Origin of the sequence: Thiohalobacter sp. IOR34, from assembly GCF_030406045.1 — a bacterium.
GTDB lineage: Bacteria > Pseudomonadota > Gammaproteobacteria > Thiohalobacterales > Thiohalobacteraceae.
Map to the genome: position 1 here is coordinate 2,893,350 of NZ_CP128988.1, position 18,568 is coordinate 2,911,917.

Annotated in this window: 15 protein-coding genes; 4 read left to right on the top strand and 11 right to left on the bottom strand. The window is 65.7% G+C overall.

The window, feature by feature from the left end:
- Position 1: 1 nt before the first annotated feature.
- Entirely contained in the window at positions 2 to 1,843 is a 1,842-nt protein-coding gene (locus QVG61_RS13310) for a VWA domain-containing protein (protein WP_289931165.1), read from the top strand.
- Positions 1,844 to 2,281: 438 nt separating this feature from the next.
- On the opposite strand, the gene QVG61_RS13315 is transcribed toward QVG61_RS13310, so the two are convergent.
- The 4 genes from QVG61_RS13315 to QVG61_RS13330 all read right to left on the bottom strand — a co-directional run bounded on the left by QVG61_RS13315 (position 2,282) and on the right by QVG61_RS13330 (position 6,326).
- Positions 2,282 to 2,698: a DUF3592 domain-containing protein gene (locus QVG61_RS13315; RefSeq protein ID WP_289931166.1), complete on the bottom strand. Its 417-nt coding sequence runs from the start codon at positions 2,696 to 2,698 to the stop codon at positions 2,282 to 2,284.
- Positions 2,699 to 3,043: 345 nt separating this feature from the next.
- A complete protein-coding gene (locus QVG61_RS13320) occupies positions 3,044 to 3,883 on the bottom strand; it encodes a transposase (RefSeq protein ID WP_289931167.1) in 840 nt (279 codons plus the stop codon).
- A gap of 410 nt (positions 3,884 to 4,293) precedes the next feature.
- Positions 4,294 to 5,481 (bottom strand): NnrS family protein, encoded by a 1,188-nt coding sequence (locus QVG61_RS13325; RefSeq protein WP_289931168.1) that lies wholly within the window; start codon positions 5,479 to 5,481, stop codon positions 4,294 to 4,296.
- 170 nt (positions 5,482 to 5,651) lie between these two features.
- Positions 5,652 to 6,326, bottom strand: a complete 675-nt coding sequence (locus QVG61_RS13330) for a TetR family transcriptional regulator (protein ID WP_289931169.1) — start codon at positions 6,324 to 6,326, stop codon at positions 5,652 to 5,654.
- 437 nt (positions 6,327 to 6,763) lie between these two features.
- On the opposite strand from QVG61_RS13330, the gene QVG61_RS13335 reads away from it, so the two are divergent.
- The 3 genes from QVG61_RS13335 (at position 6,764) to QVG61_RS13345 (ending at position 8,882) form a co-directional block, all read left to right on the top strand.
- On the top strand, positions 6,764 to 7,507 hold the full coding sequence (locus QVG61_RS13335; protein WP_289931170.1) for a sulfite exporter TauE/SafE family protein: 744 nt from the start codon (positions 6,764 to 6,766) through the stop codon (positions 7,505 to 7,507).
- 74 nt (positions 7,508 to 7,581) lie between these two features.
- On the top strand, positions 7,582 to 8,541 hold the full coding sequence (locus QVG61_RS13340; protein WP_289931171.1) for a sigma-54 dependent transcriptional regulator: 960 nt from the start codon (positions 7,582 to 7,584) through the stop codon (positions 8,539 to 8,541).
- Between the two features lie 65 nt (positions 8,542 to 8,606).
- A complete protein-coding gene (locus tag QVG61_RS13345; protein WP_289931172.1) occupies positions 8,607 to 8,882 on the top strand; it encodes an encapsulin-associated ferritin-like protein in 276 nt (91 codons plus the stop codon).
- Positions 8,883 to 9,257: 375 nt separating this feature from the next.
- Here QVG61_RS13345 and QVG61_RS13350 read toward each other — a convergent pair whose 3' ends face one another.
- The 7 genes from QVG61_RS13350 to QVG61_RS13380 form a co-directional block, all read right to left on the bottom strand.
- Complete coding sequence (locus QVG61_RS13350; protein ID WP_289931173.1) at positions 9,258 to 11,240, bottom strand: TonB-dependent copper receptor; 1,983 nt, start codon at positions 11,238 to 11,240, stop codon at positions 9,258 to 9,260.
- 536 nt (positions 11,241 to 11,776) lie between these two features.
- Entirely contained in the window at positions 11,777 to 12,181 is a 405-nt protein-coding gene (locus QVG61_RS13355; RefSeq protein WP_289931174.1) for a SirB2 family protein, read from the bottom strand.
- 99 nt (positions 12,182 to 12,280) lie between these two features.
- Entirely contained in the window at positions 12,281 to 14,101 is a 1,821-nt protein-coding gene (locus QVG61_RS13360) for a diguanylate cyclase (protein WP_289931175.1), read from the bottom strand.
- Positions 14,102 to 14,213: 112 nt separating this feature from the next.
- Entirely contained in the window at positions 14,214 to 15,041 is an 828-nt protein-coding gene (locus QVG61_RS13365; RefSeq protein WP_289931176.1) for an endonuclease/exonuclease/phosphatase family protein, read from the bottom strand.
- The gene (locus QVG61_RS13370) at positions 15,038 to 16,669 is read right to left on the bottom strand and encodes an acetolactate synthase large subunit (RefSeq protein WP_289931177.1); all 1,632 of its coding nucleotides are present in this window, start codon (positions 16,667 to 16,669) and stop codon (positions 15,038 to 15,040) included. Before QVG61_RS13370 ends, QVG61_RS13365 begins: the two co-directional genes overlap by 4 nt.
- A 48-nt stretch (positions 16,670 to 16,717) precedes the next feature.
- On the bottom strand, positions 16,718 to 17,371 hold the full coding sequence (locus QVG61_RS13375) for a thiol:disulfide interchange protein DsbA/DsbL (RefSeq protein ID WP_289931178.1): 654 nt from the start codon (positions 17,369 to 17,371) through the stop codon (positions 16,718 to 16,720).
- Between the two features lie 542 nt (positions 17,372 to 17,913).
- Positions 17,914 to 18,525 carry a c-type cytochrome gene (locus tag QVG61_RS13380; RefSeq protein WP_289931179.1) on the bottom strand — a complete coding sequence of 204 codons (612 nt, stop codon included), beginning with the start codon at positions 18,523 to 18,525 and terminating at the stop codon, positions 17,914 to 17,916.
- Positions 18,526 to 18,568: the final 43 nt, after the last annotated feature.

The following is an 18,568-nucleotide window of genomic DNA, read 5'->3' on the forward strand; positions in this document are numbered from 1 at the left end:
GATGGAGGAACAGGTCGGACAGCTCTGGCACCGGCTGGTGACCCGTATCGCCAACGACCGCTATCCGGCGGCGGCGGTCGCACTGGAGGGGCTGCGCCTGCCGCTCGGCATCCTGTTCCGCGCCATCGGCGGCGACGGCGGCTTGGAGATCGCCCCGGCCGAGGCCACCGAACACGGCGCGAGGCGGCGCCTGCTGCAGCGCATCGCCGGCGTCAATCGCAAGATCCAGCTCGCCTGGCGTGACGACCAGGCGCTGCGGCTGCCGGCGGTGATCGACTACCTGCCGAGCCCGGCTCTGAACCGCGACCTGTATTTCTGGCTCGCGGCCCTGGCTGGCCTGGACAGCGAGAGCGAGGCGCAGAACGACTGGTTCGGCCACAACCAGCGGCTCACCCGGAAGGTACTGCAGCGCTTCCCCGGCCTGGCGCCCCGTTACCGGCGGCTGGTCGAGGCCCATCTGGCCCTGCGCCCGGACCCCGCCCGCCTGGGCAGGAACGAAGCGGCAGCCGAACAGGCCATCCGCCAGGCCCTGCAGGAGCCGGGCAGCGTCGACCACCTGCCTGACGCCAGGCGCCCGCCGCAACCGGTGCTGCTCTGGCTGCACCCCGATCCCCCGGGCGCCGGCGCCGACCGGCGCCGCAACAGGGACGAGGACGCCGAGGCCGAACGCGGCGAGGCCCGCACCCAGACCCTCGAAGCGGAGCGCCGCCGCGCCGAGCGCACCGACACCCCGGAGGCCGACCGCGGGCTGATCACCATCCGCATGGAGAACATCTTCACCTGGGGCGAGTTCGTCAACGTCGATCGGGGCAGCGAGGAGAACGAGGACCTCGACCAGGCAGCCGACATCGCCCGCGACATCGACACCCTGAGTGTCAGCCGCGACAACCGGGCCAGCGCCGCGCGGCTGAAGTTCGACCTCGACCTGCCCTCCGAGGCCAGCGACGACCGGGTGATCGGCGAGGGCATCCTGCTGCCGGAATGGGACTACAAGCGGCAACGGCTGTTGCCCGACCACTGCCGCATCGTGCCCATGGAGGCCGCCGAGGCCGTCCCCTGCGAGCTGCCCGACCGGCTCAAGCGCACCGCCCGTCGGCTGCGCGCCCAGTTCCAGGCCCTGGCCCCGGCACGCATCTGGTACCGCGGCCAGGCGGACGGCTCGGAGATCGACCTGGAGGCCTATCTGCGCTTCCGCGCCGACCAGGCGGCCGGCCAGCGGGTCAGCGCCGACGGCCTCTACCTCGACCTGCGCCAGGGCGCGCGCGACCTTGCCTGCCTGCTGCTCGCCGACCTGTCGCTGTCCACCGACACCTGGGTCAACGACCACGCCCGGGTCATCGACGTGATCCGCGACAGCCTGTTCCTGTTCGCCGAAAGCCTGGCCGCCACCGGCGACCACTTCGCCATGTACGGCTTCTCCTCACGCAAGCGGGATCCGGTCCGGGTACATACCCTGAAAACCTTCGACGAAGCCTACAGCGGCCGGGTGCGCGGCCGCATCGACGCCATCCGCCCCGGCTACTACACGCGCATGGGCGCCGCCATCCGTCATGCCAGCGAGCTGCTCAAGGCGGCACCGGCCGAACGACGCCTGCTGCTGGTGCTGACCGACGGCAAACCGAACGACCTCGACCAGTACGAAGGTCGCTACGGCATCGAGGACACCCGCCACGCCATCCGCCAGGCACGCCAGCTCGGCCTGCAGCCCTTCTGCGTCACCATCGACGAACAGGGCAACGAGTACCTGCCGCACCTGTTCGGCAGTGGCGGTTACGTGGTGATCCGCAAGCCCTCCGAGCTGCCACGCGAGCTGCCCCTGCTCTACACCCGGCTGACGGCGTAGGAACGTCGGTACCCGCCGCGATCGAGGCCGTCTGGCTGCTGAGACGTTTTTCCAGGGAAGGGGGTCAGGTCTCACAATCCACCAGGGAAGGGGGTCAGGTCTCACAATCCACTTACCGCGCCCCAGCCATAGCTTTCGATCTTGCTGCCCCGAGGAGACCGAACAGCCCGGAGCCAAACAACCATACTGCGGGCGGTGTGGGTACCGGGCTTGCGAAGACAAGAAATTCAAATGGTCCGCTCCAACTTAGCAGGAAAAGGGGGGTCACAGGAAAAGCGCCGGGAAGGGGGTCAGGTCTCACAATCCAACACGGCAAAGGTCGCAACTACTCCATCATCATGCTCAAGGGCCGATGCGCAAGCGCTGTGGAGGGAGGCCCTGGTCGGAACCTTGGCCATCCGCCGCTGCCAGACCACGCTGGATTAGCACGAGCAGCCCTCATCTCACCATCAACTGATAGATAAACGGAAAGGCGATAAAGGCCAGGGCCGTCACGAAGGGCAGATAGTTCCATAGACGCGGCCCCGGAATCAGGCATGCTTGTTGTGGCTTGTCCGGATTGTAATAGACAACACAAGTTCCACTGTGCGCATATTGCCCGATGATGTCCAGCAATTCGGAACGGGGCTTGACCACATTGTCCGACATCGTGATTCGCTTGCCGCGATACTGCCGGCCGTTCACGTCATAGGAATAGCTACCAAACAGGTGTTCACTGACCCACCCCTTACGCAGATACTGCTCATCGAGCGCCGTAATCCTTTTGATATCGACGCCTTCCAGCTTCCCAACCGTCGTTGGCCAGTACCGGCTCCGCAATGCCAAGGCAAGGTTACGCGCTGCATGCAGCGCCATGAACACGCCGGCCCCGGCAAAAAGGTACAGATAGTCAGAAATCTTTCTTCTCCTTGGCTGGACGTTGAAATTCTACTCACTCGGCATGAAGCGGCGTCAAAATGCTCATTGACTCTTGATAACCTGCGTTTTTTCGCCTCGCTTCACGCTCGTCCGGGCGGAATCGCAACGCCCTCGTCAATGACGGCTGCTCGCCGGCTTTCTTTCAAACAAGGCAATTTCTTCATGATCATCGGCCATCGACACAATGGCCAAGCCGGGATCCACACCGAGCGCCCATCACGAAAGGAAAAGGAAAGGAAAAGGGGGGTCAGGTCTCACAATCCAACACGGCAAAGGTCGCAACTACTCCGGCGCTTCAAACCTCCGCACTGCCCGGCTCACCGTCATGTAGTGTACGCCGAAAAACTCGCCAATCGCCTTCATGGTGTACGCACCGGAAAGATAGGCACGGGCCATGGCCTCGGCGCGTGGAAATTCATTGCGATACTCCGCGAGCGTCCGGGCAAGCGGGCGACGCTGGGCTTTCGGCACTTCGCTGAGTCGTTCAAAACGCCTGGGGTCACGAAACCTTTCGACAAATTCCTCGTCACCGAAAAATACCTGGTACCTCAGCCTGCCCCATGGTGAGGATGCGCCCACCCCTTCACGCACAAAGCGGATGTACCGGCGTACCGCTTTGCCGCGCGTCTCCCCAAACTGCGCCAGCAGCCAATCGGTCTCCAGCCAGGCTGGCGCGGATTCCTCGCCGATCGATGCCCGGAAGCTGCTCCACGGCCACTGTCCCGCCTCCGCCACCATGCCCGCCCGCACCGGGTTGAGCACGACATAGCGCGCAAGCTCCAGCAAATAGGTGCCTTTCTGCACCAAAATCCCCTTGTAACGCCCCTGATATACATGACCCACACGGCCATGGCGGCGATTGAAGCGCTGGGTGTAGACTCCATTGAGCTGCCGCATTCCCCTGGAAAGATTGCCGTCCGGCGTTTCCACCAGGAGATGGTAGTGGTTGGACATCAGGCAGTAGGCATGCACCAGCCAGTTGTATCGATTGCACACCTCGCCCAGCAGGACAAGAAAATCCCGGCGGTCTTCATCGTCCAGATAAATATCCTCCCGCCGGTCGCCGCGGGCAGTGACATGGTAAAGCGCACCAGCAAATTCGAGACGCAGCGGTCGTGCCATGGCTTCCTTGCCCTCCGTCCGTTTCTTGAAAACCCAAGCGTATCAGAGAGTGCTGGATTGTGAGACCAGACCTCCTTTCTGCTTCCATTCCTGCAGAATTGTTGGATTGTGAGACCTGACCCCCTTTCTTGCTTGCCGCCGGTCGCCGCGGGCAGTGACATGGTAAAGCGCACCAGCAAATTCGAGACGCAGCGGTCGTGCCATGGCTTCCTTGCCCTCCGTCCGTTTCTTGAAAACCCAAGCGTATCAGAGAGTGCTGGATTGTGAGACCAGACCTCCTTTCTGCTTCCATTCCTGCAGAATGTTGGATTGTGAGACCTGACCCCCCTTTTGACCTGTGACCCCCTTTCTTGCTTTTGGTTCGGGGATTCGTGGCGGGGAGCGCCGCTCCGACGGAGAGGCAGACAGGTTCAGCCGGGCCGGCCGTCGACCCGGGCGCGGAGCAGGATGGGGGTGTAGACCCAGACGAAGAGGGCGAAGGCCAGCAGCCAGAGGCCGCCGGCGAGGTTGACCCAGAGATTGTAGGACTCGCTGACCAGCAGCGGACCGAAGACCCGCAGCAGGGCCGCCAGGTTGAGCAGCACGAAGCCCAGGTTGACCGCCGGCGCGGTCTGCATCATGCGCCCGGTGTGGCCGAGCGAGACACGCGCCATCATGCCCAGGGTGAAGACGCCGATGGCGCCCACCGTCAGGGCATGCAGCGCCAGATTGGGCGCAAAGCGCCCGAAGCCCGCGGCACCGAGCAGGAGGAAGCCCACCCCCAGCCACAGGTAGCCGCTGTGCAGCACCCAGAGCACCGGGATGCCCAGGGCACGGCGGTCGAACCAGCCCCACAACCGCACCAGCTGCACCAGGCCGAGCAGGGTGGCGATAACGCCGATCAGGCGCGGCTCGGGATAGCCGGCCTGGGCCAGCACCAGGGCCAGCGCCAGGCCGACGGTGGCCTTCTCCACCGCCGGCCGGCGTGCGGCCTCCGCGCCGGGGATCGCCGCCTCGGTGAAGAAGGGCAGCACCCGCCCGCCGATGGTCATCAGCAGGAACAGCACCATGAACAGCATCAGCTGCTGGCCCTGGCGGGCCAGCCCCTCGACCCAGCCGAGGGCATCGAGGTGAATGTAGACGTTGGCCAGGATCATGCCGGCCAGAAACAGCAGCATGATGCGGTTGTGGCGCGCCTCGGCGCCGAACAGGGGGCGCGCCAGGGCCAGGGCCAGGGCCGGCAGGAAGGCCAGATCGACGACGGCGATCAGCACCCCTTGGGCAGGGGCGAGGAAGGGCAGCAGCCGACCGAGCAGCCAGAGCAGCACCAGCAAACCGAGCGGCAGGCCGGTGGGGGTACCGATGCCGGTCCAGTTGCGTACCGCGGTCAGCAGGAAGCCGGCCACCACCGCGGCCGTGTAGCCGAACAGCATCTCGTGGGCATGCCAGCCGATGGCGCCATAGTAGCCGCTGGCCGGCAGCAGATTGCCCCACACGGCGAGCCACAGCCCAAGCAGCACCAGCGCCGCCAGCCCGCCCACCAGAAAGAAGGGCCGGAAGCCCAGCGCCAGCGGCGCCAGCCCGGGCATCGTCTTGGGTCTGGGCGATTCGATCTGCATGAAGGACATGGCTCCACCAGCAAGGGTTCAGTGAAGGGGGACGGCATTCCCTCATGGCCGTCCGCTCGGGGCTAGCTTACCGGGGAAATGTATCACGGCCTTGATGTGCATCAACCGCAAACCCCTGAAAAACACAGGGTAAAATGCCCTGCCGTGGTGCAGGCAGCGCCTCAGCCGGATGATGCCACGCCCCCGGTGAGGCCGCTCACGCCGGCCCAGAGCAGGGCCAGCTGCTGGCGGTACATGCTGCCGATGGCCGCGGGATTGGACTGACGCAGGGCGAGGATGACGCCGTAGAAGATGGCGATCAGCGACACCATCAGGGTCTGCAGATGGCTGTTCGGTGGCAGCGCCCCGGCGTCGATGGCCCGCTGTAGCTGCTGGGCAAGGGTGACCTCCAGCCCCTGGTCCGGCACCTGGCCGATGTCGGCATGCTCGACAAAGGCCAGCTGGCGCTCGGCGGGGGTCAGCGGCGGCAACTCGCGCCGCGTGCGCCCGGCCGCCTGCTGGGCGATCAGCTCGCCGAAGGCGCCGGGTGCGCCCTGCACCTGGCGCGCGGCCTGTTCGAACACGGTCTGGATCACTTCCAGGCCCGTGGCGCCGGCGGCCTGGCGCTGCATGGCATGCCAGTTCAGCTCCAGGCTCCACAGCTGGCCGACATAGGCCAGCAGATCCGCCTTGCGGGGGAAATAGTTGAAGAAGGTGGCCTCGGAAATCTCCGCAGCCTCGCACAGCTCGCGCACCGCCAGGGCCTCCAGCGGCCGCCCCTCCAGCCGCTCCCGCAGGGCCTGTGCCAGCCGCAGCCGGGTGCGTGCATACTTGCGTTCCCGCAACGGGATCTTCATGCCGTGCCCTCCACGCGATTCATCGCCAAAACAAGAGCGTTCGCTCGAAGTTTATAGCTTACCCCAAAAACAGGGCAAGCCATTTAGCCCGGATATTGCACCAAGGATTCGATGCCGAGGGCGAGGCTGGCAAAGCAGCCTGGGTGATCGTCCGAAGAGTCATAGCCGTTGCCATGGCTTGAGGGGGATCGCCCAGGATGCGCAGCCAGAGTCGGCCTGACATCGAATAGGCACAAACCGTAACCCGCCCAGAATGCAGATCTTGGCTGCCCTGTATTTTTAGATACCACACCAGATAAACTGATATTTACATGATCTTTATAGAATTTTTCAGGCAACGCCGGCAACTGTCCGAGGCTGTCAGTAGCCTTTGCCCTTGAACAGTCATCGGGGGGGCGAAATAATGCGCCTCCCACCCCAGCGCCGGATTGCCCATCGTGACCTTCTCCCTGTTCGTTCCGCTGCTGATCGGTCTGGCCAGCGTGCTGCATTGCATCGGCATGTGTGGCGGCATCATGGGCGCCCTGACCATGAGCCTGCCGGCGGAGATCCGCAGCGACCGGCGTCATCTGGTCCGCTTCGTGCTGGCCTACAACCTGGGACGCATCACCAGCTACATCCTGGCCGGCGCGCTGATCGGCGGCCTGGGCACCCGGCTGTTCGAGATCATCAGCCCGCAGTACGGCCACGCCGTGATCCGCGGCCTCTCCGCCCTGCTGCTGGTCAGCATCGGCCTCTACCTGGCCGGCTGGTTCCCGGACTTCGCCCGGGTGGAGAAGCTGGGCACCCCTCTGTGGCGGCGCCTGGAGCCCCTCGGTCAGCGCCTGCTGCCGGTCCGCCGCAGCGGCCAGGCCCTGCTGTTCGGCGTGATCTGGGGCTGGCTGCCCTGCGGCCTGGTGTATTCCACCCTGCTCTGGGTGGCGGCCGCCGGCGACGCCCTGCATGGCGCGCTCTACATGGCGCTGTTCGGGCTCGGCACCCTGCCCGGCGTGCTGACCATGGGGCTGATGACCGGCTGGTCGACCCGGCTCATGGCGCGCCGCGACCTGCGGCGGGTGATCGGCGTGCTGCTGGTGCTGTTCGGTCTGGCCAGCCTCTGGTTCGCCCCGCAGCATGAGGGACATGCCGGGCATGAGGCTGCAAATGACCCACATCAATTACATGCCCCTGACCAGCCGTAGAATGACAGCTACCGCCATTGGCGCAGCTTGAAGAGGATCGGTCGCCGCGCGTGCGGCGAGAGGAGAATCCAGCCATGAATCATTTCGAGACCCTGCTCATCGGCCGTTCGCCTGAACTCAGTGCCCAGTTGCGCGCCGCCGCCCTGGTGGCCGCCACCGACGTGCCGCTGCTCATCCAGGGCGAGAGCGGCACCGGCAAGGATCTGCTGGCCCATGCCGTGCACCAGGAGAGCCCCCGTGCCGCCGGCCCGCTGATCACCGTCAACTGCGCCGCTCTGCCGGAGACCCTGGCCGAATCCCTGCTCTATGGCCACAAGCGGGGCGCCTTCACCGGTGCCGTCGCCGACCAATCGGGGCAGGTGGTGGAGGCCCATGGCGGCACCCTGTTCCTGGACGAGATCGGTGAACTGCCGCTCGGCGTGCAGGCCAAGCTGCTGCGCTTCCTGGAATCCGGCGAGTGCCTGCCGATCGGCAGCAAGGAGGTGATCACCGCCGACGTCCGGCTGATCGCCGCCACCAACCGCGACCTGCTGGCCGAGGTGCAGGCCGGCCGCTTCCGCGAGGATCTCTACTACCGGCTCAACGTGGTGCCGATCGTGCTGCCGCCACTGCGCGAGCGCAATGGCGACCTGCTGCTGCTGCTGGATTTCTTCACCACCACCCTGGCCGAGCAGTATCGGCTGGAACCGCCGCGTTACACCCGCGCCGCGCGGCAACGGCTTTGCGAGTACCACTGGCCCGGGAACGTGCGCGAGCTGCGCAATCTCTGCGAACGCATGCTGATCCTGTTCAGCGGCAGCGAGATCGACGCCGACAACCTGCCGAACGAGATCCGCAGCGGCCGCCCCGGCGCTGCCGAGGACAACCTGATCCGCCTGCCGGCGGAAGGCCTGCGGCTGGAGGATGTCGAGGTCCAGCTCATCCGCCAGGCCCTGGAGCAGAGCCGCGGCAATCGCAGCCATGCCGCCCGCCTGCTGGGCCTGTCGCGTGACACCCTGCTCTACCGGCTGAAGAAATACGCCATCGAGGTCTAGCCGATCATAGCGAACGTGCTGGTAGAGCGGTCCGTTGGCCATGCCGCCAAGGAAAGGAGAACACCATGCCATACCAGGAAGACAAGCTCCGCGATGCAGTGCGTGACATGCACCGTGCCATCGAGTCCCTCAAGGAAGAGCTGGAGGCCATTGACTGGTACAACCAGCGGGTCGACGTCTGCACCGACCCCGAGCTGAAGGCCATCCTCGCCCACAACCGCGACGAGGAGAAGGAGCACGCGGCCATGCTCATGGAATGGATCCGTCGGCACGACGACGCCTTCAGCAAGGAACTGAAGGACTACCTGTTCACCGACAGACCGATCTCCGAACATGCCTGAGTGCCAGGCTTCGCGGACAGCAGCCGCCTGGGCACCCCCCCGGCCTGGGGTTTAGCAGCCTGTCGAACTCAGGCGATCATAGCGGGCAGGGCGGCAGATTCGGGTCGCTCTCCCGCCCGCGCAGTAGATCAGTCCCGAGTCCGGCAGGCTCCTGGAGCCTGTTGACACCACACCAATTGCGGCCTGGAGGCCGCTCCTGCCAGGGTGCCGCCATGCCCCGTAGGAGCGGCCTCCAGGCCGCGATCCCCGGCGGGTCCAGCCACGCCATCAGCCGGGGTCCCGGTGCCATGCAACCGGCGCGAGGCGATCAAATACTGCCGTCAGCCCCCGAGTGACCAGGTGCCGGCCACACGGCCGGCACCTGGACATTGCCGCTCAGAAACTGCCGTTCAGCTTCAACCAGACGCTGCGCCCCGGCTCGTTGATCTGCACCTGCAGCGGATCGAAGTCGTTGGCGCGGTTGAGATGCTGCGCGTAGGTCCGGTCGAACAGGTTGTCGATGCCGGCACGCAGACGGAACTGCCGTCCCAGTTGATACTCGCCGAACAGATCGATGACTGCGTAGCCCGGCGTCTGGCCGCTGTCCAGGCCGCTGCCGGTGGCCGGATCGTCGTCGACCCGGGTCTGGCGGGCGGCGCCCTGCAGCCGGCCGCCCAACTGCCAGCTGCCGGCCTCGTATTTCAACTCCAGCGAGAACTCCAGCGGCGGGATCTGCGCAATCGGCCGGTCGTCGCTGGTGTTCTGGCCGCGGACATGGGCCAGGGTCAGTTCACTCGACCAGGCTCCGGCCCAGCGATGGCGCAGGCTGAGCTCGCCCCCATAGAGGGTGGCATCGACATTGCGGTAGATGGTGGCACTGTCGCTCAGCAGGATGCCGGCCTGGCCGTGGGCCCGGTCACGCAGGATGTAATCGCTGACGTCGTCGTAATAGATCGACACGCTCAGATTCCAGGTCGGCGGATTGTAGATCAGCCCCAGTTCGAGCTGGTGGTGCCGTTCCGGATCGAGGTCGGGATTGCCCACCCAGCGCTGGGCCGCCGTCAAGCCATTGGCCGCCATGTAACGCTCGGTTGCATCGGCGGTGCGCACGCTGCGGTTGAGACTGAAGCTGAGGGTCACGGGACTGGCCGCGAGATCCTGTTCCAGACGCAGGAAACCAGCGACGTTGGTCTCGTCGTGATCCCCGCCTGTCTTGCCGTAGTACAGGCTGTACAGTTGGTTGGGACTCATGGCCATGCCCGGCGGATCCTGACTCGCACGGCCGGCACTGGCATTGACCCGATCGACCCGTGCCCCGGCGCGCAAGCGTCGATGGCCGGCCAGGGACTGCTCGGTCTCCGCGAAGAGGCCGGTCTGGCTGAGGGTCACGTCCGGCCACATGTAGGAATTGACAGTGGCCAGGCTGGCGCCGGTGTAGCGGATCGCGTCGCGGTCACTCTTCTGGTAGTCCAGCCCCCAGCGCCACTGGCTGCCATCCGCGCCGCTGGTCAGCTCCAGGCGCCCACCGCTGGTCATGGAATCGGAGGGTACCGCCATCATCATCGGTGCGGTAAGCGGGCGCAGGCTGTAGTTGTCCATCAGGTGCGAGACGTCGGAACGATAGAACTCGGCCTTGACCGCCGAGAACATCCCCTTGAGGTTGTCCTTGTCGAACCTCAGACGCAGCAGGTCGTTCGAGGTCTCCGGGGTATCCATCGACCCGGCGTAGTAGATGTCGTCGCCGCGAATCGCTTCCAGGCTCAGTTCCAGGCGCGTCGCCGCATCCGGGGTGTAGCCGAGGATCAGGCTGGCACCGCGTTCGGTGTAGGCCGAGCGCACCGCATTGCCGTCACCGTCCTCGTAGTTGTCGGCCTTGTTGATGCCGGCGATGGCACGCACATAGCCGCGGCTGTTGCCGCCGGCGCCATCGACGAACAGCTCGCGCTGGTTGCCGTTGGAAGCATAGCCAGCATCGACGCGAGCACGCAGTTTTTCATCGGCCCGGAACGGCGGCGTGATGCGCTCCAGCAGCAAGGTGCCGCCGCTGCCGCCTGCGCCGTAGCGCACCGTCTGATTGCCCTTGATGACGATGATGCTGTCGAAACTGGTCAACGGCGCATAGGAGGTCGTCGGGTCCATGCGGTTCGGACAGCCGCCGAAGACGTAGGCGCCGTCGAGCAGCACGTTGACCCGGTTCTCGCCCTGGCCGCGAATCACCGGATCGACACCGTGGCCGCCGAGCCGCTTGCCCGACACGCCCGGCAGGCTGCGCAACCAGGCACCGGTATCCACCGGACCTTCCTCGACCGCCTGCTCGATGCCGAGGCGCATCACCTCGGGCTGTTCCGGCGGCGCCTTCTCGATCTCGATGATGTCCACACCGCTGTCCGCCTGTACGGCTGGCAGCGCGAAAAGGCCTAGTACCAATAGGGAAAATTTGAACGGAGGCTGCTGCATGGTCGATGAATCCTGTTCCTGTTGAAAACCTTGGGAATCATCGCCTTGCAAGATAACGGCCAGTAAGGCAATCAATAAAAACAAGTATGGATTCAACGGGATAGCAGCGGCCGCTGGAGGATGCCAGGGAAGAGGGCACGGCATATGGCGCAAGGGTGTGGCATATGCCCCGTAGGAGCGGCCTCCAGGCACGCCATCATCCCGGGTCCTGATGCAATAGGCGGGCTAGCCCCACAGGCGCGGTCGTCCGGCCACGGCAAATGGGGCGGGCAATGCCCGCCCGATCGCGGCCTGGAGGCCGCTCCTACCGCCACATTGTTCCGCCATGCCTCGTAGGAGCGGCCTCCAGGCCGCGATCGAGGCCCCCCCCCCGTCCAGGCAACCCTCTCATGGCCACCTCGGCCTTGTATGACAGCCTGAATGCCGATCATGCGGACCGCCTTGGTGCAATATCCGGGCTAGACCAGGCCGGGCAGGACCGACTTGCTGACGGCGACCGACACGATGTAGCCGAACACCAGCAGGGCGGCCAGCCAGGCCCGCAGCCGCACCTGGCGGCTGGCGCCGCGTTTCAGGGCAATGCTGCCGAGCAGCACGTAGACGACCAGGGCCGTGATCTTGGCCAGCAGCCAGGGATGGTCGAGGGGCGACATGCGCGCCACCAGCAGCATGCCGATGGCGGCGGCCAGCAGGGTGCTGTCGACCACATGGGGCAGGATGCCGACCCAGCGCTGCTGCAGGCGGGGCGAGGCCTGCAGCATCCACAGCCCGCGCAGCAGGAACAGGCCCAGCGTGAGGGCGACACAGCCGAGGTGAAGGAACTTGAGACTGGTGTAGAGCATCTCGTGACAGGTTCGGCGCAAGGGTGCGCCGCCCCTTGTACCAGATCAACCCGCCTATTGCACCAGTGATTCGCCCTGAGAATCGAATCCTTGTGCAATATCCGGGTTAGCCCTCTGCCGTCATCCGTCGCCGGCCTCGGCCACCAGGCAGCGGTTGCGGCCGGCCGCCTTGGCCCGGTACAGGGCCCGATCGGCACGCTCGAAGACCGTCTCGATATCATCCCCGCTGCGGAACTCGGCGATGCCGCAGGAGATGGTCACCGGCACGCTCTGCTTCTTGTAGTGGAAACCGCAATGCTCGACAGCGTGGCGCAGTTTCTCCGCCACCTCCAGCACGGCTTCCTGGCTGGCACCGGGCATCAGCTGCACGAATTCCTCGCCCCCGTAGCGGGCGATGAAGTCGGTCTCGCGGATGTTGTCGGCGAGCAGACCGGCGATCACCTTCAGCACCTTGTCGCCCGCCTTGTGACCATAGACGTCGTTGACCCGCTTGAAATGATCGACGTCCCAGACCAGCAGGCTCAGCGGCGTGCCGAAGCGCTTCCAGCGGGCGTATTCCTGCTGCACCCGCTCGTCCCAGGCCAGGCGGTTGGGGATCCCGGTCAGGGCATCGCACAGGGCCTGCTCCCGCTCGCTGCGGATCCGCTCGCGCAGGCTGCCGGCCTCTTCCTCCATCTCGGCCAGGCGCTGGTCGAGCTCGGCCAGCCGCGCCTCGGCCGCGGCCTGGCGTTCCGTCTCCTCCTGCCGGTGCTGCTCGACGTGCTCGAGAATGGTGTCCAGCCGCCGCTGCACCGCTGCCTTCAACTGTCCCAGGTCCCGGGCGTCGCGCACGCTGGCCTCGATGCCACGGACCTGCTCCTGCACGTTGTCGCCCAGGGCGCGGCCACTGCGGTAGCTCTCGCCCCGCGCCTCCTCGCTGCCCCGGACGAAGGCATCGATGTCCTGCAGGCGGTCGGTCACCTGCTGCAGGAAGCTCTCGATCTCCTTCTTCTCGTCCTGGGCCTGGAGACGCAGATCCTGCACCAGCTCGGCCAGGTCGCAGAGCAGTTGTTCCACGTCCAGCGCCTGCGCCGTGCCGCTCAGCGTCTCCTTGAGGTCCTCGACCCGCGGCTCGAACTCGGCCGGCAGCGACAGGCGCTGCAACAACCGCAGCAGCACCTCGCGCACCGCAGCCTGGTCATCCCCCGCCTCCGCCTCGCCCCGCAGCAGCCCGGCCTCCAGCAGCTCGTCGGCCAGCCGGCGAAGCGCCTGGTCCGCCTCGGCCTGCAGCACCCGGGCTCGCAGCGCCTCCAGCCGCTCCGCGGCATCGGTCCGGGCGGCCAGCCGCTGCAGCAGATAGAGCAGCATCTCACGCTGCCCCGCCAGCGGATCGGCCGGCTCAGGCTGTGGCTCCGGTCTCGGTGCCGCCGAGGCGGCCGGCGGCTGACGCGAGAACAGTCGGCCGATCAGGCCGGGCGAAGCGCCGGGCGCCTCGGCCTCGTTCAGCGCCTGTTCCAGAAGCGCGGCAAAGGCCCTGACCACGGCGGGGATCTGGCCGTCGCCCGCCTCGCGCAGCTGCCTGCGCAGGGCCCGCACCCGGGAGCGGCTGCTGCGCGGCAGGGGGGTGCGTTCGAGCAGGTCGGCCAGCACATCGAGGGCACCGGGCGCCGTCTCGCGCGCCGCCCGTTTGGAATCCAGCCGCACCAGGGTGGCGGACATGGCCTCGATGCGCGACTGCAACAGGCCGGCATCGGCCCGGTCGCGGATCGCGTCGCGCAGCGCCTTGAGCTGCTCGTCGAGGGTGTCGTCCAGGCCGTCCGCTGCCAGGGTCAGGCGGCTGATGGTCTTGCGCAGCAGTTCCTCCAGCCGCTGCCACTGGCGTTCCTTCTGCTCGGCCTGCTCCAGGCTGTCGTAATACCTGCGCTTCCAGGTCTCGATGGAGGATTGATGTTCGCTTGTCACCGGCGCCCTGCCCTGCTCTGCCGCATCCGCTTCCAGGTTTATCGGCGACGGTGGCGCAGAGTTTACCCCGCCTATTGAGCCTGCGTGACCGGCGGGCCGGCTGTTACCGGCCTCAGGCGCCGACCAGGTGGATGCTGTCCGGCAGCACCACCTCCATGCAGATCGGCAGATGATCGGACACCGGGCAGTCGAGCACCCGCATGCGGTTCACCTCCAGGGTCGGTGTCACCAGGATGTGGTCGATGTTGCGCCGCGGTCGCCAACTGGGGAAGGTGTTCATGCCATGGATCGGCTCGGTCATCAGGGTGCGGTTGATGAGGAAGTCCATCTCCTCACTGCGCGAAGGAAAGTTGAAATCGCCCATCAGCACCACATGGCGGTTCTCGTTGATCAGTCCGGCCACGTAGTCGAGCTGCTGCAGACGGGTGCGGCGGCCGAGCGCCAGGTGGATGATCAGCACCAGCAGGGAATCCTCGCCGTGGCCATAGCGGATCGCCAGCACGCCGCGCCCGGGGATGGGGCCCGGCAGCTTGTGCTCGACGATCTCGCTGCATTGGAACCGGCTCAATACGCCGATGGCATGCTTGGCGATGCGCCCGATGCGGCGGTTGGTCTGATCGTACCAGAAGGGAAAGCCGGCCTTCTGGGCGAGGTATTCGGTGAGGTTGATGAAGCCGCTGCGCAGACTGCCGGCATCGGCCTCCTGCAGACCGACCAGATCGTACTGGCTGACCAGCTCGGCGATGCGGTCGAGATTGTGGAAGCGGCTGGCATGGGGCAGGACGTGCTTCCAGCTGTGAGTGAAGTACTGGCGGAAGCGGCGCGTGCTGATACCGGTCTGGATGTTGAAGCTGAGCAGCCGCAGGCGATGACCGCTGTTGCGGCGCGATGCCGTGTCGCAGACATGCTCGGCAGCGATGGGCAGGGCGTGGGCACTCATAGCGGACAGACCAGCTTGCCCAGCTTCTCGGTCAGCTTGAGGTTCTCGCCATAGTCCACGGGGCAGTCGATGACGCACAGCCGATCGCTGGCCAGCGCCTCCCTGAGAATCGGCATCAGCTCCCCGGTGTGCTCCACGCGGAAGCCGCGGGCCCCGAATGACTCGGCATAGCGCACGAAATCGGGGTTGCCGAAGCGCACGTGGGAAATTCGCCGGAACTGGTTCATCTGCTTCCACTCGATCAGGCCGTAGCCACCATCGTTCCAGATCAATATGACGATCGGCACCTTGAGACGCAGCGCCGTCTCGATCTCCTGGGAATTCATCATGAAGCCGGCATCCCCGGTCACTGCCACCACATGCCGGTCCGGGTAGACCATCTTGGCGGCGATCGCGCCCGGCACGGCGATACCCATGCTGGCGAAGCCATTGGAGATCAGGCAGGTATTAGGGTACTCGCAGCGGAACATGCGCGCCATCCACATCTTGTGGGCACCGACATCGCAAACCACGATGTCCTCCAGATCGAGGACGGTGCGCAGATCCCAGATCAGCTTCTGCGGCTTGACCGGATAGCCCTGGTCGTTGGCTTGCTGGTTCATCTCCTCGATCAGGGCCTCGCGCAGGGCGCGCATGGGATGGCCCTGGTGCGGCGCGGCCAACTCGGCGATGCGCATCAGACTGTGCTTGATGTCCCCCAGCACACCGACCGTAACCGGATAACTGGCATCGACCTCGGCCGGACTGGCGTCGATGTGGATGATCTTGCGATCACGGGTCGGGTGCCAGAGGTGGGGATGATATTCGACCAGATCGTAGCCGATGCAGATGATCAGATCGGCTCGCGAGAATCCGCAGCTCACATAGTCGTTGGCCTGCAGGCCGGCACTGCCCAGGGCGGTCGGATGGCGGAAGGGGATCACCCCCTTGGCCATGAAGGTGTTGGCGGTGGGGATACCGAGCTTTTCGGCGAAATCGGCCAGATGCTTCCAGGCCCGCGCCCGCACCACGCCGTTGCCGGCGAGGATGATCGGGTTGCGTGCCTCGGAGATCAGTTCGGCGGCCCGCTCCACCTGCTCCCGCGAGGGCTCCGGCTGCACCGGATGCTTGATCGCCAGGGGCACGTCGTCCAGCTCCATCTTGGCGATGTTCTCGGGAAACTCGATGAAGGTGGCACCGGTCTTCTCGCTCTGCGCCACCTTGAAGGCCTTGCGCACCACCTCGGGGATGATGTTCGGGGTCAGCAAGCGGGAGGTGTACTTGGTGATGGGACGGAACATCTGCTGCAGGTCGAGGACCTGGTGCGACTCCTTGTGCAGCCGGTTGGTATCGGCCTGGCCGGCGATGGCCACCAGCGGCGCATAGTCCATGTTGGCGTCGGCCACGCCGGTCACCAGGTTGGTGGCCCCAGGCCCGAGGGTGGACAGACAGACCCCGGCATGGCCGGTGAGCCGGCCGTAGACGTCGGCCATGAAGGCCGCCCCCTGCTCATGACGGCAGGTAACGAACTGGATGCTGCTGTCGAGCAAGGCATCCATCAGATCCAGGTTCTCCTCGCCGGGCACGCCGAAGATGTATTCCACGCCCTCGTTTTCGAGACACCGGACGAACAGCTCTGCTGCTTTCATCTTCCCCCCGTTTCACGGACCCTGGCGCGGCGGCCTGGCCGCCGGCGCTCAGGGCCTGGCCGCGGCCTGCCGGGCCTGGCGCTCCCGCTCGATGAGATAGTCCACCACCCGCAGCATCGCCTCGTGGCTGCCGGCGTCGCTGGCCGAGGTGCGGTACTTGCCATTGACGATCAGGCTCGGCACGCCGCGAATCCCCGAGCGGCGGGTCAACTGGCGAGCCCGGTTGATCTTGGTCAGTACGCCGAAGGAGTTGTAGGTGGCGTCGAAATCCTTGCCGCTGACACCCTGTTCAACGAAGAACTTGCGTAGATCATCGGCCGAACGGAAGCGCCGGCGCTCCTGATGGATGGCGCGGAACAGCGGGGCATGGATCCTGTCTTCCACCCCGAGCAGCTCGGCGGTATACCAGGCACGTGCCAGCGGCTCCCAGTTCTTCGCCAGCACGGCGGGGACGCGCACGAATTCCACGTCAGCGGGCTGACGCTTCAGCCAGTCCGCCAGTTCCGGCTCCAGCTGATAGCAATGCGGACAACCGTACCAGAACATCTCCACCACCTCGATCTTGGCCGGATCACGGGTCGGCAGCGGCGGTGAGATGCGCTTGTATTCGATACCTTCGTCGAAACCAGCGGCGCTGGCGGCGCCGGCCATGAACAGGGCCGCCAGCAGCGGCATCAGCCAGGAGATGATTTTTCTACGCATGAGACACCTTAGAGAGATTTGGATGTTAGGGCCTGTTGACACCCCACCCAATGGGCCCTGCCGGGACTCTTTTTTCGTCCAGCAAGGCAGAATGAGCGAGGTGTAGTCAGTCTACATGAGCGAATGATAACGCCGCTGGGCGGGAAAAGAGCCCCAGCCCTGCGGGTTGCGCCTGAAAAAGCGCCACTCCGCGTTGCTCGTCGTTCATTTGGCGTCACCAAACCGCTCTCCTCGCGCCTTGATTGGCGCTTTTTCAGACGCAACAGGGCCCATTGGGTGGGGTGTTACTGATTCCTCGGTTGGAACACGGGCAGGGTGCCGAGTTCCGTCGCCATGCCGGGAAACCCCGCCTGCCCCGGCCAGTACGGATGATACCCCCAACATGGAACTGGCGGGGGATGGATCCGAGCGACCGGCCACAGTATCGCACAGCGGCCTGAACGGGGCCTGAACCCCGACCGGGCCGCCGAGAGCCGGAAACGAAGAAGGGCGGCCTATGGCCGCCCTTCTTCAGGTTCGGGAGATGCCCGTGGGCAACCCGATCAGCGCAGGCCCTGCACGTAGCTGGCCACGGCCGCGATCTCCTCGTCGGTCATCCGCGCCGCGACACCGCGCATCATCTTGCCGGCGTCGTTGCTGCGGCTGCCGTCACGGAAGGCCTTGAGCTGGTTCTCGACATACTTGGCGTGCTGACCGGCCAGAGCCGGGAAGTTGGCTGCCGGGTTGCCGGCGCCGTTCGGCGCGTGGCAGGCCATGCAGGCGGCCACGCCCGTGGTCTTGTTGCCGCCACGATAGATCTTCTCGCCCAGATCGACCAGCTTGGGGTCGGCCTCGCCCAGCTTCTTGGCCTGGCTGGCGAAGAAGGCCGCGACGTTTTCCATGTCCTGCGGGCTGAGGCCGACGGCCATGGGCGCCATCAGGGCGTTGCTGCGCCGTCCGGCCTTGAAGTCGGCCAGCTGCTTGGCCAGGTACTTGGCGTGCTGACCGGCCAGCTTCGGCCATTCGGGGTTGACGCTGTTGCCGTCGGCACCGTGACAGCTGGCGCACATGGCGGCCTTCTCCTTGCCGGCAGCCGCGTCGGCGGCCATGGCGGAACTGGCGGCAAAGGCCGCAGAAAGGGTCATAACTGCTGCAAAAACAAGCTGCTTGTTCATCTTGGACAGGACTCCTGAGCCTTGCTGCCGCCGGCTTGCGGCC

Coding starts and splice junctions, on each gene's coding strand:
- QVG61_RS13380 (WP_289931179.1), bottom strand. CDS start 18,525: ATGAACAAGCAGCTTGTTTTTGCAGCAGTTATGACCCTTTCTGCGGCC.
- QVG61_RS13375 (WP_289931178.1), bottom strand. CDS start 17,371: ATGCGTAGAAAAATCATCTCCTGGCTGATGCCGCTGCTGGCGGCCCTG.
- QVG61_RS13370 (WP_289931177.1), bottom strand. CDS start 16,669: ATGAAAGCAGCAGAGCTGTTCGTCCGGTGTCTCGAAAACGAGGGCGTG.
- QVG61_RS13315 (WP_289931166.1), bottom strand. CDS start 2,698: ATGGCGCTGCATGCAGCGCGTAACCTTGCCTTGGCATTGCGGAGCCGG.
- QVG61_RS13325 (WP_289931168.1), bottom strand. CDS start 5,481: ATGCAGATCGAATCGCCCAGACCCAAGACGATGCCCGGGCTGGCGCCG.
- QVG61_RS13340 (WP_289931171.1), top strand. CDS start 7,582: ATGAATCATTTCGAGACCCTGCTCATCGGCCGTTCGCCTGAACTCAGT.
- QVG61_RS13345 (WP_289931172.1), top strand. CDS start 8,607: ATGCCATACCAGGAAGACAAGCTCCGCGATGCAGTGCGTGACATGCAC.
- QVG61_RS13330 (WP_289931169.1), bottom strand. CDS start 6,326: ATGAAGATCCCGTTGCGGGAACGCAAGTATGCACGCACCCGGCTGCGG.
- QVG61_RS13320 (WP_289931167.1), bottom strand. CDS start 3,883: ATGGCACGACCGCTGCGTCTCGAATTTGCTGGTGCGCTTTACCATGTC.
- QVG61_RS13310 (WP_289931165.1), top strand. CDS start 2: ATGGAGGAACAGGTCGGACAGCTCTGGCACCGGCTGGTGACCCGTATC.
- QVG61_RS13365 (WP_289931176.1), bottom strand. CDS start 15,041: ATGAGTGCCCACGCCCTGCCCATCGCTGCCGAGCATGTCTGCGACACG.